Origin of the sequence: Streptomyces longispororuber (assembly GCF_014656095.1) — a bacterium.
In the GTDB taxonomy this organism is placed as follows: Bacteria; Actinomycetota; Actinomycetes; order Streptomycetales; family Streptomycetaceae; genus Streptomyces; species Streptomyces longispororuber.
In genome coordinates this window covers 17543-31039 of sequence record NZ_BNBT01000103.1, presented here as the reverse complement: position 1 = coordinate 31039, position 13497 = coordinate 17543, and the positions used below count along the sequence as shown (strand labels likewise).

Annotated in this window: 14 protein-coding genes and 1 riboswitch; of the genes, 10 read left to right on the top strand and 4 right to left on the bottom strand. The window is 70.9% G+C overall.

Annotated elements, in window-relative coordinates; all coding sequences use genetic code 11:
* Both IE330_RS26395 and IE330_RS26390 read left to right on the top strand, forming a co-directional pair.
* On the top strand, positions 1 to 731 hold a 731-nt coding region (locus IE330_RS26395; protein ID WP_229925940.1), incomplete at its 5' end, for an RDD family protein.
* A gap of 113 nt (positions 732 to 844) precedes the next feature.
* On the top strand, positions 845 to 1528 hold the full coding sequence (locus IE330_RS26390) for an RDD family protein (protein ID WP_190138619.1): 684 nt from the start codon (positions 845 to 847) through the stop codon (positions 1526 to 1528).
* Between the two features lie 146 nt (positions 1529 to 1674).
* Here IE330_RS26390 and IE330_RS26385 read toward each other — a convergent pair whose 3' ends face one another.
* A complete protein-coding gene (locus IE330_RS26385; protein WP_190138618.1) occupies positions 1675 to 1989 on the bottom strand; it encodes a hypothetical protein in 315 nt (104 codons plus the stop codon).
* Positions 1990 to 2528: 539 nt separating this feature from the next.
* On the opposite strand from IE330_RS26385, the gene IE330_RS26380 reads away from it, so the two are divergent.
* A complete protein-coding gene (locus IE330_RS26380) occupies positions 2529 to 4967 on the top strand; it encodes an immune inhibitor A domain-containing protein (RefSeq protein WP_190138617.1) in 2439 nt (812 codons plus the stop codon).
* Between the two features lie 135 nt (positions 4968 to 5102).
* Positions 5103 to 5426, top strand: a complete 324-nt coding sequence (locus IE330_RS26375) for a hypothetical protein (RefSeq protein ID WP_190138616.1) — start codon at positions 5103 to 5105, stop codon at positions 5424 to 5426.
* 252 nt (positions 5427 to 5678) lie between these two features.
* Here IE330_RS26375 and IE330_RS26370 read toward each other — a convergent pair whose 3' ends face one another.
* Complete coding sequence (locus IE330_RS26370) at positions 5679 to 6263, bottom strand: isochorismatase family protein (protein ID WP_190138615.1); 585 nt, start codon at positions 6261 to 6263, stop codon at positions 5679 to 5681.
* A 118-nt stretch (positions 6264 to 6381) separates the two neighbouring features.
* The gene (locus IE330_RS26365) at positions 6382 to 7716 is read right to left on the bottom strand and encodes a nicotinate phosphoribosyltransferase (RefSeq protein WP_190138614.1); all 1335 of its coding nucleotides are present in this window, start codon (positions 7714 to 7716) and stop codon (positions 6382 to 6384) included.
* Between the two features lie 80 nt (positions 7717 to 7796).
* Here IE330_RS26365 and clpS point away from each other — a divergent pair, with 80 nt between their 5' ends.
* Both clpS and IE330_RS26355 read left to right on the top strand, forming a co-directional pair.
* A complete protein-coding gene (gene clpS, locus IE330_RS26360) occupies positions 7797 to 8114 on the top strand; it encodes an ATP-dependent Clp protease adapter ClpS (RefSeq protein ID WP_190138613.1) in 318 nt (105 codons plus the stop codon).
* A gap of 11 nt (positions 8115 to 8125) precedes the next feature.
* Positions 8126 to 8734, top strand: a complete 609-nt coding sequence (locus IE330_RS26355; protein ID WP_190138612.1) for a DUF2017 domain-containing protein — start codon at positions 8126 to 8128, stop codon at positions 8732 to 8734.
* Positions 8735 to 9002: 268 nt separating this feature from the next.
* On the opposite strand, the gene IE330_RS26350 is transcribed toward IE330_RS26355, so the two are convergent.
* Positions 9003 to 9158: a hypothetical protein gene (locus tag IE330_RS26350; protein WP_190138611.1), complete on the bottom strand. Its 156-nt coding sequence runs from the start codon at positions 9156 to 9158 to the stop codon at positions 9003 to 9005.
* Here IE330_RS26350 and IE330_RS26345 point away from each other — a divergent pair.
* From IE330_RS26345 to IE330_RS26330, 4 genes are all read left to right on the top strand, one after another.
* A complete protein-coding gene (locus IE330_RS26345; protein ID WP_190138610.1) occupies positions 9157 to 10653 on the top strand; it encodes an amino acid permease in 1497 nt (498 codons plus the stop codon). The two genes, IE330_RS26350 and IE330_RS26345, sit on opposite strands and share 2 nt — an antisense overlap.
* Before the next feature lie 111 nt (positions 10654 to 10764).
* On the top strand, positions 10765 to 11187 hold the full coding sequence (locus IE330_RS26340) for a M67 family metallopeptidase (RefSeq protein WP_190138609.1): 423 nt from the start codon (positions 10765 to 10767) through the stop codon (positions 11185 to 11187).
* 2 nt (positions 11188 to 11189) lie between these two features.
* Positions 11190 to 11306, top strand: a riboswitch (cobalamin riboswitch).
* A gap of 45 nt (positions 11307 to 11351) precedes the next feature.
* Positions 11352 to 12317, top strand: coding sequence for an ABC transporter substrate-binding protein (locus IE330_RS26335; RefSeq protein ID WP_190138608.1), 966 nt, complete (start codon positions 11352 to 11354; stop codon positions 12315 to 12317).
* Positions 12318 to 12364: 47 nt separating this feature from the next.
* Entirely contained in the window at positions 12365 to 13441 is a 1077-nt protein-coding gene (locus IE330_RS26330) for a FecCD family ABC transporter permease (RefSeq protein ID WP_373314730.1), read from the top strand.
* The last annotated feature ends 56 nt before the right edge of the window (positions 13442 to 13497 follow it).

The window sequence follows — 13497 nt, the reverse complement described above, 5'->3', positions numbered from 1 at the left end:
CCGCCTCCGCTTCCGCCGCCCCCGCGGCACCCCGCGTGCCCGCCCCCGCCCCCGCACCCCCGTCCGCCCCGCAGCCGGGCGGCGTCGTCACCCCCGGTGCCGGGGGCGGTGCCACCTCGTGGGCCCAGCAGGTGCACCAGCTCGCCCAGCGGCCCGACACGGCGGCGGCGCCGGGGGCCGACGGGCCCGTGGTGCCGTGGAAGCCGGTGGCCGCGGACCCGTTCGCGGCGGTGGTCCAGGCCCAGGCAGCGGCGCGGCCCGCCGCGCTCGGCAGGCGGCTCGCGGCGCGGCTCATCGACACCGTCGTGCTCGCCGCGGTCACCGCCGGGGCCGCGCTGCCGCTCGGCACACGGGCCGCGGACCACATCGACAGCAAGATCGACGCGGCGAAGATGTCGGGCGAGAAGGTCACCGTGTGGCTGCTCGACGGGACCACGGCCGGATACCTGGGCATCGTCCTCGGCGTCCTGCTGGTCTTCGGCGTCCTGTACGAGGCGCTGCCCACGGCCAAGTGGGGACGTACGCTCGGCAAGAAGCTGTGCGGGGTGGAGGTGCGGGACATCGAGGAGCACGCGGCGCCGTCCTTCGGGGCCGCGCTGCGGCGCTGGCTCGTGTACGCCGTGCCCGGGGTCCTGCTGGTCGGCGTGGTCGGGGTGCTCTGGTGCCTGTTCGACCGCCCCTGGCGGCAGTGCTGGCACGACAAGGCGGCCAAGACCTTCGTCGCGTCCTGAGGTGAGGGGTGGGTCCGGGGCGTGGCGGGGAAGAGTAACGCCGAACACGACCGCGTAACCCGGACAGCCGCTCGTCGCATGCGGGGACTACGACTTCGAGGTGCACTCACCCCATGAGCACCGAACCGCCGCCCTACCCCACCGGCCCGGACCCGGACGACAACGACCCGTTCCGGAAGCAGCCGCCGCCCCCGCCCGGAAGCGGCGCCGGATCGCCCTACGACGCCCCGCCCCCCGGCGGCGGCGCCGGTTCCGCCCCGCCCCCGGGCGGTGGCGCGCCGCCCCCGCCCTACGGCGGCGGCCCTTACGGCGGCGACCCCTACGGCGGACAGGACCCCCTCGCCGGGATGCCGCCGCTCGCGGACAGCGGCAAGCGCGTCCTCGCCCGCATCATCGACATGGTCCTCGTGGGCGTGGTCGTCTGGCTGTTGTCGTGGCTTTTCGGCACAAGTGAGTACGACGTCGACCCGGACCGGGTCGAGTACGGCAAGTCGTTCGGCCAGTCCCTGCTCGCCGCGGTGCTGTACATCGCCTACGACAGTTACTTCATCTCCAGGTCCGGCCAGACGCTGGGGAAGAAGTGGCTCGGTCTGCGGGTGGCGAACCTCAACGACGGGGCCACCCCGACCCTCCAGGCGGCGCTCGCCCGGGCCGCGGTCCTGTGGCTGCCGTTCGCGTTCTGCTGCGCGTGCATCTGGACGGCCATCAGCGGCGGCTGGAGCTTCTTCGACAAGCCGTACAAGCAGGGTCTGCACGACAAGGCCGCCAAGACCGTGGTGGTCAGCGTGCCCGGGTGAGCGGTGGGAACCGTGAGCGGTGTGGGGTGAGCGCGCGGCGCACGCGGGCGCGGCCCGTGCACCGTCCCGGGCACGGGCGCTCGTCGGCCGGCGGGTTCGCGCGACAGGACGCGGACCCGCCGGTTTCCGTTGTCCGGCCGGCCGCCTCAGGGGCCGGCGGGCTCCCGTACCGGAGTGGGGGAGGGGTCCCGTACCGGCACGGGCGCGACGACCTTGCGCTGCGCGGGGACGACGGGTCGGGTGTGGGCGGATGGGGCGGGGGCGGCGCTCGCCGGCGGTGTCGAGGCCGGTTTCGGCCACGGCACCGTCAGGGCCACGAGCAGCCCGAGCCCGAGCGCGGCCAGCGCTATGACCGCGATGCCCGGTGGTGAGCTGGCCTGCGAGAGCAGCAGCATGGCGAGGGTGGAACAGATGACGGTCGCGGAACCATACGAGAGCTGTGCGACGGTCGGACGAGGCATGGGGCGAGACATGGCGTGATCCGTCCTCGGGACAGCGGATGCGGGGGTGATCCAGGCTGTAGGGGGTGGTCCAGGCGGTATGGGGGTTGTGTCGAACCGGGCGGAACCTATACGAATCGAAGGGTGCTCTACGGCGTCGGCTTGGAAGCCTTGCCCAGTGTCTGTGCACACCGTCGAATTGAGCCTGTTTTTGACTCTATTCGCCTCCATGCCCGAGGCGACCGCACGGTAAGCGTGACCTAACCCACGGTGCCGGTGCATGGGGGGCGCATAGATTCATGCATTCCATCAACTGGACGGTCGCACGCGCCCGTTGACGATGCAATATGCCGCCCGGTCGTGCCGCCGTCCCATGGCGATCACGTCCGGATGCCGAACGGTCGCGTCTACATAGAGCATTTGGCCTGTTCAAGTCAAGGTCTGTCTTTTCTCCTCACCCTCCGGTCGAATGTCGTCACTTAGGACGCGCTTACCGCGCGCGGACCTCCTTGACCGGCACCCCTCCGGTCCGCGGCGGGCGCGGGGGAGGAAACCATCAAGTGAGAGTCAAGAGACGGACGTTCCGGGCCGCGGCCGCCGCGGTGGCGGTGGCCGCGGCCACCGCGACGTTCTCGGCGTACGGCGTGGCGGTCGCCGACGACGGCGCGAAGGCGCCCTCGGCCAAGGACGGGCAGGCCGTTGACCGCCGCGACCCGGCGGACGCCAAGACGCACGTCGACCACGACCTGGACGGGCCCTTCAGCAAGCAGCAGGCCCAGCAGCGCAAGGCGGCCCTGGAACAGGTCGTCTCGGGCGAGGCCCAGGTCAAGAAGCGCGACGGATCCAACGTCGTCAAGCTCGACGACAAGAAGTACGTCGAGCTCGGCCGGGAGAAGACCGACAAGATCTTCACGATCCTGGTGGAGTTCGGGGACAAGGTGGACGACACCACCCTGTACGACCCGGACGGCCCCGAGGGCCCCCAGCCGCCGGTCAAGAAGTACGGCGGCACGCCCGGCCCGCTGCACAACAAGATAGCCAAGCCGGACCGTGCGAAGGACAACAGCACGGCCTGGCAGGCCGACTACAACCGCAAGCACTTCCAGGACCTGTACTTCGGCCAGGGCAAGGACAGCAAGGGCAAGACCAAGCACTCGCTGAAGACGTACTACGAGAAGACCTCCTCCGGGCGCTACTCGGTCGACGGCACGGTCTCCGACTGGGTCAAGGTCGACTACAACGAGGCCCGCTACGGCTCCAACTACTGCGGCGACTCCAACTGCGCCAACGTCTGGGACGCGGTGCGCGACGGCGTCACCGCCTGGGTCAAGGACCAGAAGGCCAAGGGCCGCACGGACGCCCAGATCAAGGCGGACCTCGCGAAGTACGACAAGTGGGACCGCTACGACTTCGACAACGACGGCGACTTCAACGAGTCCGACGGCTACATCGACCACTTCCAGATCGTCCACGCCGGTGAGGACGAGTCCGCGGGCGGCGGCGCCGAGGGCCCCAACGCCCTGTGGGCGCACCGCTGGTACGCGTACGGCGACGACGCGGGCAAGACCGGCCCGGCGAAGAACAAGGCGGGCGGCACCCAGATCGGCACGTCCGGCATCTGGGTCGGCGACTACACGATGCAGCCGGAGAACGGCGGCCTCGGCGTCTTCGCCCACGAGTACGGCCACGACCTCGGCCTGCCGGACCTGTACGACACCAGCGGCCCGGGCGCGGCCGGGGAGAACTCGGTCGGCTTCTGGTCGCTGATGTCGGCCGGCTCCTGGCTCGGCACCGCCAAGAACGCCATCGGCGACCTGCCCGGCGACATGACGTCCTGGGACAAGTTCCAGCTCGGCTGGCTGAACTACGCCAAGGCGAAGGCCGCGACGAAGTCCACGCACAAGCTGGGCGTGTCCGAGTACAACACCCGCAACAAGCAGGCGCTGCTCGTCACCCTGCCGAAGAAGGCGGTCACCACGACTGTCGTGAAGCCCACCGAGGGCGCCAAGCAGTGGTGGAGCGGCCAGGACGACGACCTCAGGAACACCCTGACCCGGTCCGTCGACCTGACCGGCAAGTCCAAGGCCGAGCTGTCCCTCGACGGCTGGTGGGACATCGAGCGCAACTACGACTACCTCTACGCCGAGGTCTCCACGGACGGCGGCGCCACCTTCACACCCGTCGACGGCACCGCCGACGGCAAGCCGATCACCCGTGACGGCGGCGACAAGCCCGCGCTGACCGGTTCGTCGGCGAAGTACCAGAAGCTCGTCTACCCGCTCGACGCCTACGCGGGCAAGAAGATCGACGTCCGCTTCCGCTACGCCACCGACGGCGGCACCTCGCTCAAGGGCTTCACCGCCGACCGCATCACGGTGACCGCGGACGGCGCCGCGCTCTTCACCGACGGCGCCGAGAACGGCGACAACGGCTGGAAGGTCAAGGGCTTCTCGCGCATCGGCGAGTCCTTCACCAAGAAGTACGAGCAGTACTACATCGCCGAGAACCGCCAGTACGTGTCGTACGACAAGACCCTCAAGGCCGGCCCGTACAACTTCGGCTTCTCCACGACCCGCCCCGACTGGGTGGAGCACTACCCCTACCAGACCGGTCTGCTGATCTGGCAGTGGGACACCTCCCAGAAGGACAACAACGTCAGCAAGCACCACGGCCAGGGCCTGATCCTGCCGGTGGACGCGCACGCGAAGCCGCTGAAGTGGAAGGACGGCACGCTCCTTCGGAACAAGATCCAGCCGTACGACGCGCCGTTCTCGAAGTACCGCACGGACTCGTTCACGCTCCACAACGCGGACGTGCCGCTCAAGCTGAAGTCGCGCGCCGGGGTCCCGGTCTTCGACGACCACAAGGGCACCTACTGGTACCCGGAGAACCCCACGGGCAGCGTGAAGGTCACTGACACCAACACCAAGATCAAGATCGTCAAGCAGCCGAAGGACGGCTCCTCGATCACGGTCCAGGTGGGCCCCTCCGTGAAGTAGTTTCACGTTTCCGCAGGTCAGAGCGGTAAGTCTGACTGGACGGCCGTCGCCCCCTAGCGGGCGGCGGCCGTTCGTGTTTGAGTGCGTCCTGTGGATTTCTTATTGACGCGACGTCTCACGGGGGTGTGACACGGCATGGCCGCAGGAGGCTTCTGCAAGCTGCCGAACGGCAGTGTGGTGGTGGCGCTGACCCTGCCCCGGCCCGGCCCGGGAGCGGGCGGCAGCCGGGTGCGGGTGCTGGTGCACGCGGTGAACCGGGCGCGGGCGCTGACGCGGCTCAGGAACCTCGGGCTGCGGGCGGTGTACCTGCGCGGCAACGCGGAGCCGCCGACGCCGGACGAGGTCACGGCGGTCCTCCACCACCCCGACGGCCTCATATGGCGCACGGCCCCCGCCCGCGACGGGGCGGAGCTGTGGCATCCGATCAGGGCGCTGTTGCGGCGCGGCGCGGTGGCCTGACCCTCGCGGGGGCGCCCCAGTCCCGCCCCTTCCCGAAACCAGGGGCTGCTGCCCCTGGACCCCGCTTTATCGGCGCTCCGCGCCTCGTCCTCAAACGCCGGACGGGCTAAAAAGTTCCAGCGCGGCCCAGCGCATATTCCAGCCCGTCCGGCGTTTGAGGACGAGCGCGCCAGCGCGATCTCGGGGGTCCAGGGGGCGGAGCCCCTTGGTTACGGGAAAGGGGCGGGTCTGGGGCGCCCCCGCGAGGGCCGGCTACAGCACCGGCTTGCCCGTCAGCTCCACCCCCGCCGCCCGCATCTCCGCCAGGGCCCGCTCCACGCTCGGTCCCGCGACCCCGGCCGTGAGGTCGAGCAGGACGTGCGTACGGAACCCCTCCCGCGCGGCGTCGAGCGCGGTCGCCCGCACGCAGTGGTCCGTGGCGATGCCCACGACGTCCACCTCCCGCACCTGCCGCTCGCGCAGCCACGCCGCCAGCGGCGTGCCGTTCTCGTCGGCTCCCTCGAAGCCGGAGTACGCGGCCGAGTGCTCGCCCTTGGAGAAGACGGCGTCCACGGCCCCGGAGGCGACCGCGGGCGCGAAGTTCGGGTGGAAGCCCACGCCCTCGGTCCCGGCGACGCAGTGCGGCGGCCAGGAGTCCACGTAGTCGGGCGCGGCGGAGAAGTGGCCGCCCGGGTTGATGTGGTGGTCGCGGGTGGCCACGACGTGGCGGTAGCAGGCGGGGGCCTGGCCGATCAGATCGGTGATCGCGGCGGCCACGTCCGCACCGCCCGCCACCGCGAGGCTGCCCCCCTCGCAGAAGTCGTTCTGCACGTCGACGACAATCAGGGCGCGGCGCATGGCGGGTGTCCTTCGTCTAGCGGGATGAACCGAGCGTAGAGACTTCACGACCGATGCGGGAGGGGGCGTGGGCCCCGCGGCTGCGGCCGCGCTCCCCGCCCGGTCCCGGGGGTAAGGCTCAGACGTACTCGGTGGGGATGACCGCGTCGCCCCGCGAGAGCTGGGTCGCCGAGAGCGGCAGCCGGGCCCGCGCGGCCGCGTGCCGGTCCCGGACGGTGTCCAGGGACTCGCGGGCGAGCACCTGGCCGCCCTTGATGAGCTGCACCTGGAGCAGCCGGTCGGCGAGGTCGGCCGGGACCGGACCGGTGCCGACGACCTCGGCCTCGGCGATCCCCTCGGCGTCGACGCGGCGCGCCGCCCACTTGCGGCCCCCGGCGGACGACTTGGCGCCGAGCGACTTCTTCGCCACGGGCTCCAGCGGCGCGCCCGGGTCGGCCGAGCGGGCGCGGGCCACCAGCTTGTAGACCATGGCGGAGGTGGGGTGGCCGGAGCCGGTGACGAGCTGGGTGCCCACGCCGTAGGCGTCGACGGGCGCCGCCGCCAGCGAGGCGATGGCGTACTCGTCCAGGTCCGAGGTGACCACGATCTTGGTGGCGGTGGCGCCGAGCTCGTCGAGCTGCTGGCGCACCCGGTGGGCGACGAGCAGCAGGTCGCCGGAGTCGATGCGGACGGCGCCCAGCTCGGGCCCGGCGATCTCCACGGCGAGGCGGACCGCCTCACCCACGTCGTAGGTGTCGACGAGCAGCGTGGTGCCCCGGCCCAGGGAGTCCACCTGCGCGCGGAAGGCGTCGCGCTCGCTGTCGTGCACCAGGGTGAAGGCGTGCGCGGAGGTGCCGACGGTCGGGATGCCGTAGCGGAAGCCCGCGGCGAGGTCCGAGGTGGTCGTGAAGCCGCCGACGTACGCCGCGCGGGACGCGGCCACGGCCGCCAGCTCGTGCGTGCGGCGGGCGCCCATCTCGATGAGCGGCCGGCCGCCGGCCGCCGACGCCATCCGGGAGGCCGCCGCCGCGATGGCCGAGTCGTGGTTGAGGATCGACAGGATCACCGTCTCCAGCAGCACGCACTCCGCGAAGCTGCCCTCCACGCGCAGGACCGGCGAGCCGGGGAAGTACGTCTCGCCCTCCGGGTAGCCCCACACGTCCCCGCTGAAGCGGTACGACGCGAGCCACTCCAGGGTCGGTCCGTCCACGACGCCGCGCTCGCGCAGGAAGGCCAGCACGCCCTCGTCGAAGCGGAAGTTCTCCACGGCGTCCAGGACCCGGCCGGTCCCGGCGACCACGCCGTAGCGGCGGCCCTCGGGCAGCCGGCGCGTGAAGACCTCGAACACCGAGCGGCGGTGCGCCGTGCCGGACCGCAGCGCGCCCTGCAGCATCGTCAACTCGTAGTGGTCCGTGAAGAGCGCGGTCGACGGCACGTCGACCGGCAGCCCCAGCTCGTGCTCCCCAGAGTTCATGGCAGGGATGCTACCCCGCATCTCGTCACTCTGACGATTTCGGGGGTCCGTTTGTGCGGTCGGGCCCCGCGGGTGGCAGCATGGGACAAGTGAGTAGCGCGGCTCCTGCAGAGATCACCCGCCCGGACGCGGACGAAGAGACCTTCGCGGTCCCCGAGCCGGACGTTCCGTGGATCACGCTCGTGCACAACGACCCGGTCAACCTCATGAGCTATGTGACGTACGTCTTCCAGACGTACTTCGGGTACTCCAAGGAAAAGGCCACCAAGCTCATGCTCGACGTCCACCACAAGGGCCGGGCCGTCGTCTCCACGGGCAGCCGCGAGGAGATGGAACGCGACGTGCAGGCGATGCACGGGTACGGACTGTGGGCCACCCTCCAGCAGGACCGGAAGTAGCGACGCGACCGATGCCAGGACACTTCGAACCGATCCCCGGGGGCGGCGCGGCCGTCGCGCTCGACGAGGTCGAGATCTCCATCATCCGCTCCCTCGCCGTCCAGCTCCTGGAGCTGATCGGCCCGGGCGAGGAACCCGCGGGCGCCGACGGCGACCCGTTCGCCGAGCTCTTCACGCAGGGGCCGAGCGAGCCGCCCGCCGACCCGGTGCTCAAGCGGCTGCTGCCGGACGCGTACGGCGGGCCGGGCACCGAGGACGCCTCCGCGGAGCAGGCCGCCGAACTGCGGTCGTACTCCGCGGAGTTCCGCCGCTTCACCGAGAACGACCTGCGGGCGCGCAAGCGTGACGACGCGCTCGCGGTGATCCGCTGCCTCGACGCGCTGACCGTCGCGGGCGAGGGCGGCGCCGTGCTCAAGCTCTCGGCCGACGACTCGCGGTGCTGGCTCGGCGCGCTCAACGACCTGCGGCTCGCCATCGGCACCCGCCTCGACGTGGCCGACGAGGAGGACACCGACATCCTCTACCGGCTGCCGGACTCCGACCCGCGCAAGCCGATGGTGATGGCGTACCTGTGGCTGGGCGGACTCCAGGAGACGCTCGTCGAGACGCTGATGCCGTGAGCCGCGGCGCTGCGCGGGCGTGACGCGGCGGCCCCGCCGGGCCACGGGCGGCGTACGGATCCGGGCAGGGGAACGTGACGGTTTCCCGACGCCCGCGTGACCTGCCGTTGAAGGTCGGGGGCGTTCGCTCAACGGACGCTCAAATCCGGATAACGATCCGGTCACCAGACTGTCCGACTATGTCAATCGGCGCACCCTTTGTCCGCTTCTTCCTGTGGCGTGCGCCACGCCTGGCTCATTCGATCACTGTGACGGTCGTGATAAATGTTCACGACCACTCGGTGACGCCACCCATGTCGCCGGGAACACGCCAGGGGCCGGCAGATCGCCGGCGGCACTCCATCACCATCCGGGGGATCACGACCTGGTCCGCGGCGACACCGCAGTTCGCGGCGCGGATCAGCATGGAGAAAGGCGTCACCATGACCTCAGTGCAGGTCGAAGAACACCACGACGAGCACGGCGGCAATGGTGCCGCGGCGGGCTCCGGCGCGTCCGGCGACAGCGAGGGCTACCAGCGCGGCCTGGGTGCGCGGCAGATCCAGATGATCGCCATCGGCGGTGCCATCGGCACCGGCCTCTTCCTCGGCGCGGGCAAGGCCATCCACAAGGCCGGCCCCAGTCTCATCCTCGCGTACGCGATCGCCGGCCTCGTGATCTTCTTCATCATGCGGGCCCTCGGCGAGCTCCTGATGTACCGCCCCGTCTCCGGCTCGTTCTCGGAGTACGCCCGCGAGTTCGTCGGCCCCTTCTTCGGGTTCGTGACCGGCTGGACGTACTGGCTCTTCTGGGTCGTCACCGGCATCACCGAGGTCACCGCGGCCGCCCAGTACATGCAGTACTGGACGCATGACTCCATTCCGCAATGGGGCTACGCGCTGATCTTCACCGTCATCCTGTACGGCGCCAACCTGATCTCCGTGAAGCTCTTCGGCGAGCTGGAGTTCTGGTTCTCCATGGTCAAGGTCACCGCCATCATCGGCATGATCCTGATCTGTGCCGGCATCCTCACCATCGGCTTCTCCGACGCCGGTGACAGCGCGTCCGTGTCGCACCTGTGGGACAACGGCGGCTTCTTCCCCAACGGCATCGGCAACACGCTGATGACCCTCCAGATCGTGATGTTCGCCTTCCTGGCCGTGGAGCTGGTCGGCGTCACCGCCGGGGAGTCCAAGGACCCCGAGAAGACGCTGCCCAAGGCGATCAACACCGTCCCGTGGCGCATCGCCGTCTTCTACGTCGGCGCCCTGATCATGATCCTGTCGGTCGTGCCGTGGACGCACTTCCAGCCCGGCGTCTCCCCGTTCGTCGCGGCCTTCGAGAAGATGGGCCTCGGCATCGGCGCCGCGATCGTGAACTTCGTGGTCCTGACCGCCGCGCTCTCCTCCTGCAACTCGGGCATGTACTCCACCGGCCGCATGCTGCGCGACCTCGCGCTCAACGGCCAGGGCCCGCGGTTCTTCACCAAGCTCACCAAGAACGGCCTGCCGCTGATCGGCACCACGTTCTCCGCCGCGCTGATGCTCGTCGGCGTGTGGATCAACTACCAGTGGCCGGGCGAGGCGTTCAACTACGTCGTCTCCTTCGCCACGATCTCCGGCATGTGGGCCTGGATCATGATCCTGGTCTCCCAGATCAACTACCGCCGCAAGGCCGACCGCGGCATCCTGCCGCAGTCCACCTTCCGCGCGCCGGGCGCCCCGTACACGAGCTGGTTCGCGCTCGCCTTCATCGCCATGGTCATCGTGATGATGGGCGTCGACAAGGACGCCCGGATCTCGCTGTACTGCGCCCCGATCTGGGCCGCCATCCTCTGCGTGGCCTACCTGGTCCTCAAGAGCCGCAACCCGGAGGGCGCCGCCTTCCGCAAGCGCGAGCACACCGCCGTGGCCGCCGACACCACGCCGGGCAAGGACTGACACCTCCCCGCGGGGCCGACCGGCCCAGGGGTCCAGCATGCGGGCCGTCGCGTATCGACATCTGATACGCGGCGGCCCGTCCGCGTGTCCGGCCTGCTTATCCTGACCGACATGCTGACCATCACCCAGGCCCTGCACGACCAGATCGTCGCGCACGCGCGCAAGGACCACCCCGACGAGGCGTGCGGCGTCGTCGCGGGCCCGGCGGGCACGGACCGCCCCGAGCGGTTCATCCCGATGCTGAACGCGGCCCGCTCGCCCACGTTCTACGAGTTCGACTCGACCGACCTGCTCAAGCTCTACCGCGACCTCGACGACCGCGACGAGGAGCCGGTGGTCATCTACCACTCGCACACGGCCACGGAGGCCTACCCCTCCCGCACCGACATCAGCTACGCGAACGAGCCGGGCGCCCACTACGTCCTCGTCTCGACCGCCGACACGGACGGCGCCGGGCCCTTCCAGTTCCGCTCGTTCCGCATCGTGGACGGAGAGGTCACCGAGGAAGAGGTGCGGGTCGTGCAGGCATACTGAGCACGACCTTCGAGGCGGCAGGACCCAGGAAGCCGGTGCGACTCCGGCGCGGTCCCGCCACTGTGACCGGCACGCGCGCGTGCCGTGAGCCAGGAACTGCCCTGCCGCCTCCTCCCACTTGACGCAGGGGACGCGGAAATCCCCTGGAGGAGGACCGCACAGCCATGCGCACCCGCGTACTGCTCGTCGCCGCGGCGACCCTGCTGCCCCTGACGGCCTGCTCGTCGCCGGACCCCGACTCCCGCGCGGGGGACGGGAAGGCCTCGGCCGCCGGGTTCCCGTACACCGTCACGAACTGCGGCGTGAAGACGACGTACCAGGCGCCCCCGAAGCGTGCCGTCACCATGAACCAGCACGTGACGGAGATCCTCCTGGCGCTGGGTCTGAAGGACCGCATCGCGGGCACCGCCTACCTCGACGACAAGATCCTTCCCGAGTACGAGAAGGCCTACAAGTCGCGCCCGGTCCTGGCCAAGGAGTACCCCTCGTACGAGAAGCTCCTCGCCGCCGACCCCGACTTCGTCTACGGCGGCTACGCGAGCTCCTTCGCCCAGAACGAGGGCCGCTCCCGCGCCGCCCTCGCCAAGTCCGGCATCGACTCCCGGCTCAACATCGAGAGCTGCGCCGACAAGCCGGTCACCATGGAGGACCTCTACCGGGAGATCCGCGAGACCGGCGCCACCTTCGGCGTCCGCGACCGCGCGGAGAAGTGGGTGCGCTCGGCCAGGGCGGAACTCGCCCGCGCCACGAAGAAGACCGAGGGCGGCAGGCCCCCGTCCGTCTTCGTCTACGACAGCGGCGACAAGACCGCCTTCACCGCGGGCGGCAAGGGCATCGGCAACGACATCATCGAGCGCGCGGGCGGCCGCAACGTCATGGCCGACCTCGACAAGCCCTTCGGCGACGCCTCCTGGGAGACCGTGGTCGACCGCCGCCCCGACGTGATCCTCATCTACGACTACGGCGCGACGACCGTGGCCCAGAAGAAGAAGCGCCTCCTCGACGACCCCGCCCTCAAGGACGTCCCCGCCGTCAGGAACAAGCGCTTCGCGGTGCTGCCGCTGTCCGACGTGGTGCTGGGCGTGAGGGCCCCGGGAGCGGTGAAGAAGCTGGCGGAGCAGATCCGGTGATCCGCACGGGGAAGCCCGCCGCGGCAGGGAACCAGCCCGTCCGGCGTGTGCGGACGAGCGCGAAGCGCGCGGGACGGGGGTCCGGGGGCCGAGCCCCCGGGAGCCTGACCTACGGCGCCCTCATCGCCGTACTCGTCCTCGCCCTCGCCGCCACGGGCACCGCCGCGCTGGCCTACGGCTCCGTCAAGATCCCGCCCGCCGAGGTGTTCGACATCCTCACGGGCCGGGCCCGTGACCCGTCCCCGTACCGCACCATCGTCCTGGACGTCCGCCTCCCGCGGGTCCTGCTCGGGGCCGCCGTGGGCGCGGGCCTGGCCGTCGTCGGCGCCACCCTGCAGGCGCTGGTCCGCAACCCGCTGGCCGACCCGTTCCTGCTCGGCGTCTCGTCCGGGGCCTCCGCCGCCGCGGTCTCGGTGATCGTGCTGGGCGTGGGCGCGGGCCTGGCCACCACGGTGACGCTCCCCGCGGCGTCCTTCGTGGGCGCGTTCCTCGCCCTGCTCGTCGTCTACGCCCTGGCCCGCGAGCCGGGCGGCGGCTTCACCACCAGCCGCCTGGTCCTCGCCGGCGTCGCCGTCTCGTACATCCTGTCCGCCCTGACCAGCCTGCTCCTGGTGGTGTCGGCCCGCGCCGACCACCTCAAGGAGGTCCTGTACTGGACGCTCGGCGGGCTCGGCAGCGCCCGCTGGGACATGCTCGCCGTGCCCCTGGCCGTGCTGGCCGCGGGCACGGCCCTGCTCGTGGCGCTGGCCCGGCCGCTGGACCTGCTGCTCGTCGGCGAGGAGGGCGCGACCGTCCTCGGCCTGGACACGGCCCGGTTCCGCGCGGGCGTGTTCGTCCTCGCCTCGCTGGTGACCGGCGTGCTCGTCGCGCACAGCGGGGCCATCGGCTTCGTCGGCCTGATGGTGCCGCACGCCGCCCGCATGCTGGTCGGCGCCGGACACCGGGCGCTGCTGCCGGTGGCCGCGCTGATGGGCGCGGTGTTCCTGGTCGCCGCCGACCTCGCGGCCCGGACCGTGGCGGCCCCGCAGGACGTCCCCGTCGGCGTCCTCACCGCCCTCACCGGCGGCCCCTTCTTCCTCTGGCAACTGCGCCGGGGCCGGGCACGCGAGGAGGCGGCGGCATGACCGGGACCTGGAGAGAGGCCACCGAGGTGACGGAGGGAAAAGAGGTCACGGAGGCG

Coding starts and splice junctions, on each gene's coding strand:
- IE330_RS26370 (WP_190138615.1), bottom strand. CDS start 6,263: ATGCGCCGCGCCCTGATTGTCGTCGACGTGCAGAACGACTTCTGCGAG.
- IE330_RS26390 (WP_190138619.1), top strand. CDS start 845: ATGAGCACCGAACCGCCGCCCTACCCCACCGGCCCGGACCCGGACGAC.
- IE330_RS26350 (WP_190138611.1), bottom strand. CDS start 9,158: ATGGTGACGCCTTTCTCCATGCTGATCCGCGCCGCGAACTGCGGTGTC.
- IE330_RS26335 (WP_190138608.1), top strand. CDS start 11,352: ATGCGCACCCGCGTACTGCTCGTCGCCGCGGCGACCCTGCTGCCCCTG.
- IE330_RS26375 (WP_190138616.1), top strand. CDS start 5,103: ATGGCCGCAGGAGGCTTCTGCAAGCTGCCGAACGGCAGTGTGGTGGTG.
- clpS (WP_190138613.1), top strand. CDS start 7,797: ATGGGACAAGTGAGTAGCGCGGCTCCTGCAGAGATCACCCGCCCGGAC.
- IE330_RS26345 (WP_190138610.1), top strand. CDS start 9,157: ATGACCTCAGTGCAGGTCGAAGAACACCACGACGAGCACGGCGGCAAT.
- IE330_RS26340 (WP_190138609.1), top strand. CDS start 10,765: ATGCTGACCATCACCCAGGCCCTGCACGACCAGATCGTCGCGCACGCG.
- IE330_RS26365 (WP_190138614.1), bottom strand. CDS start 7,716: ATGAACTCTGGGGAGCACGAGCTGGGGCTGCCGGTCGACGTGCCGTCG.
- IE330_RS26385 (WP_190138618.1), bottom strand. CDS start 1,989: ATGCCTCGTCCGACCGTCGCACAGCTCTCGTATGGTTCCGCGACCGTC.
- IE330_RS26355 (WP_190138612.1), top strand. CDS start 8,126: ATGCCAGGACACTTCGAACCGATCCCCGGGGGCGGCGCGGCCGTCGCG.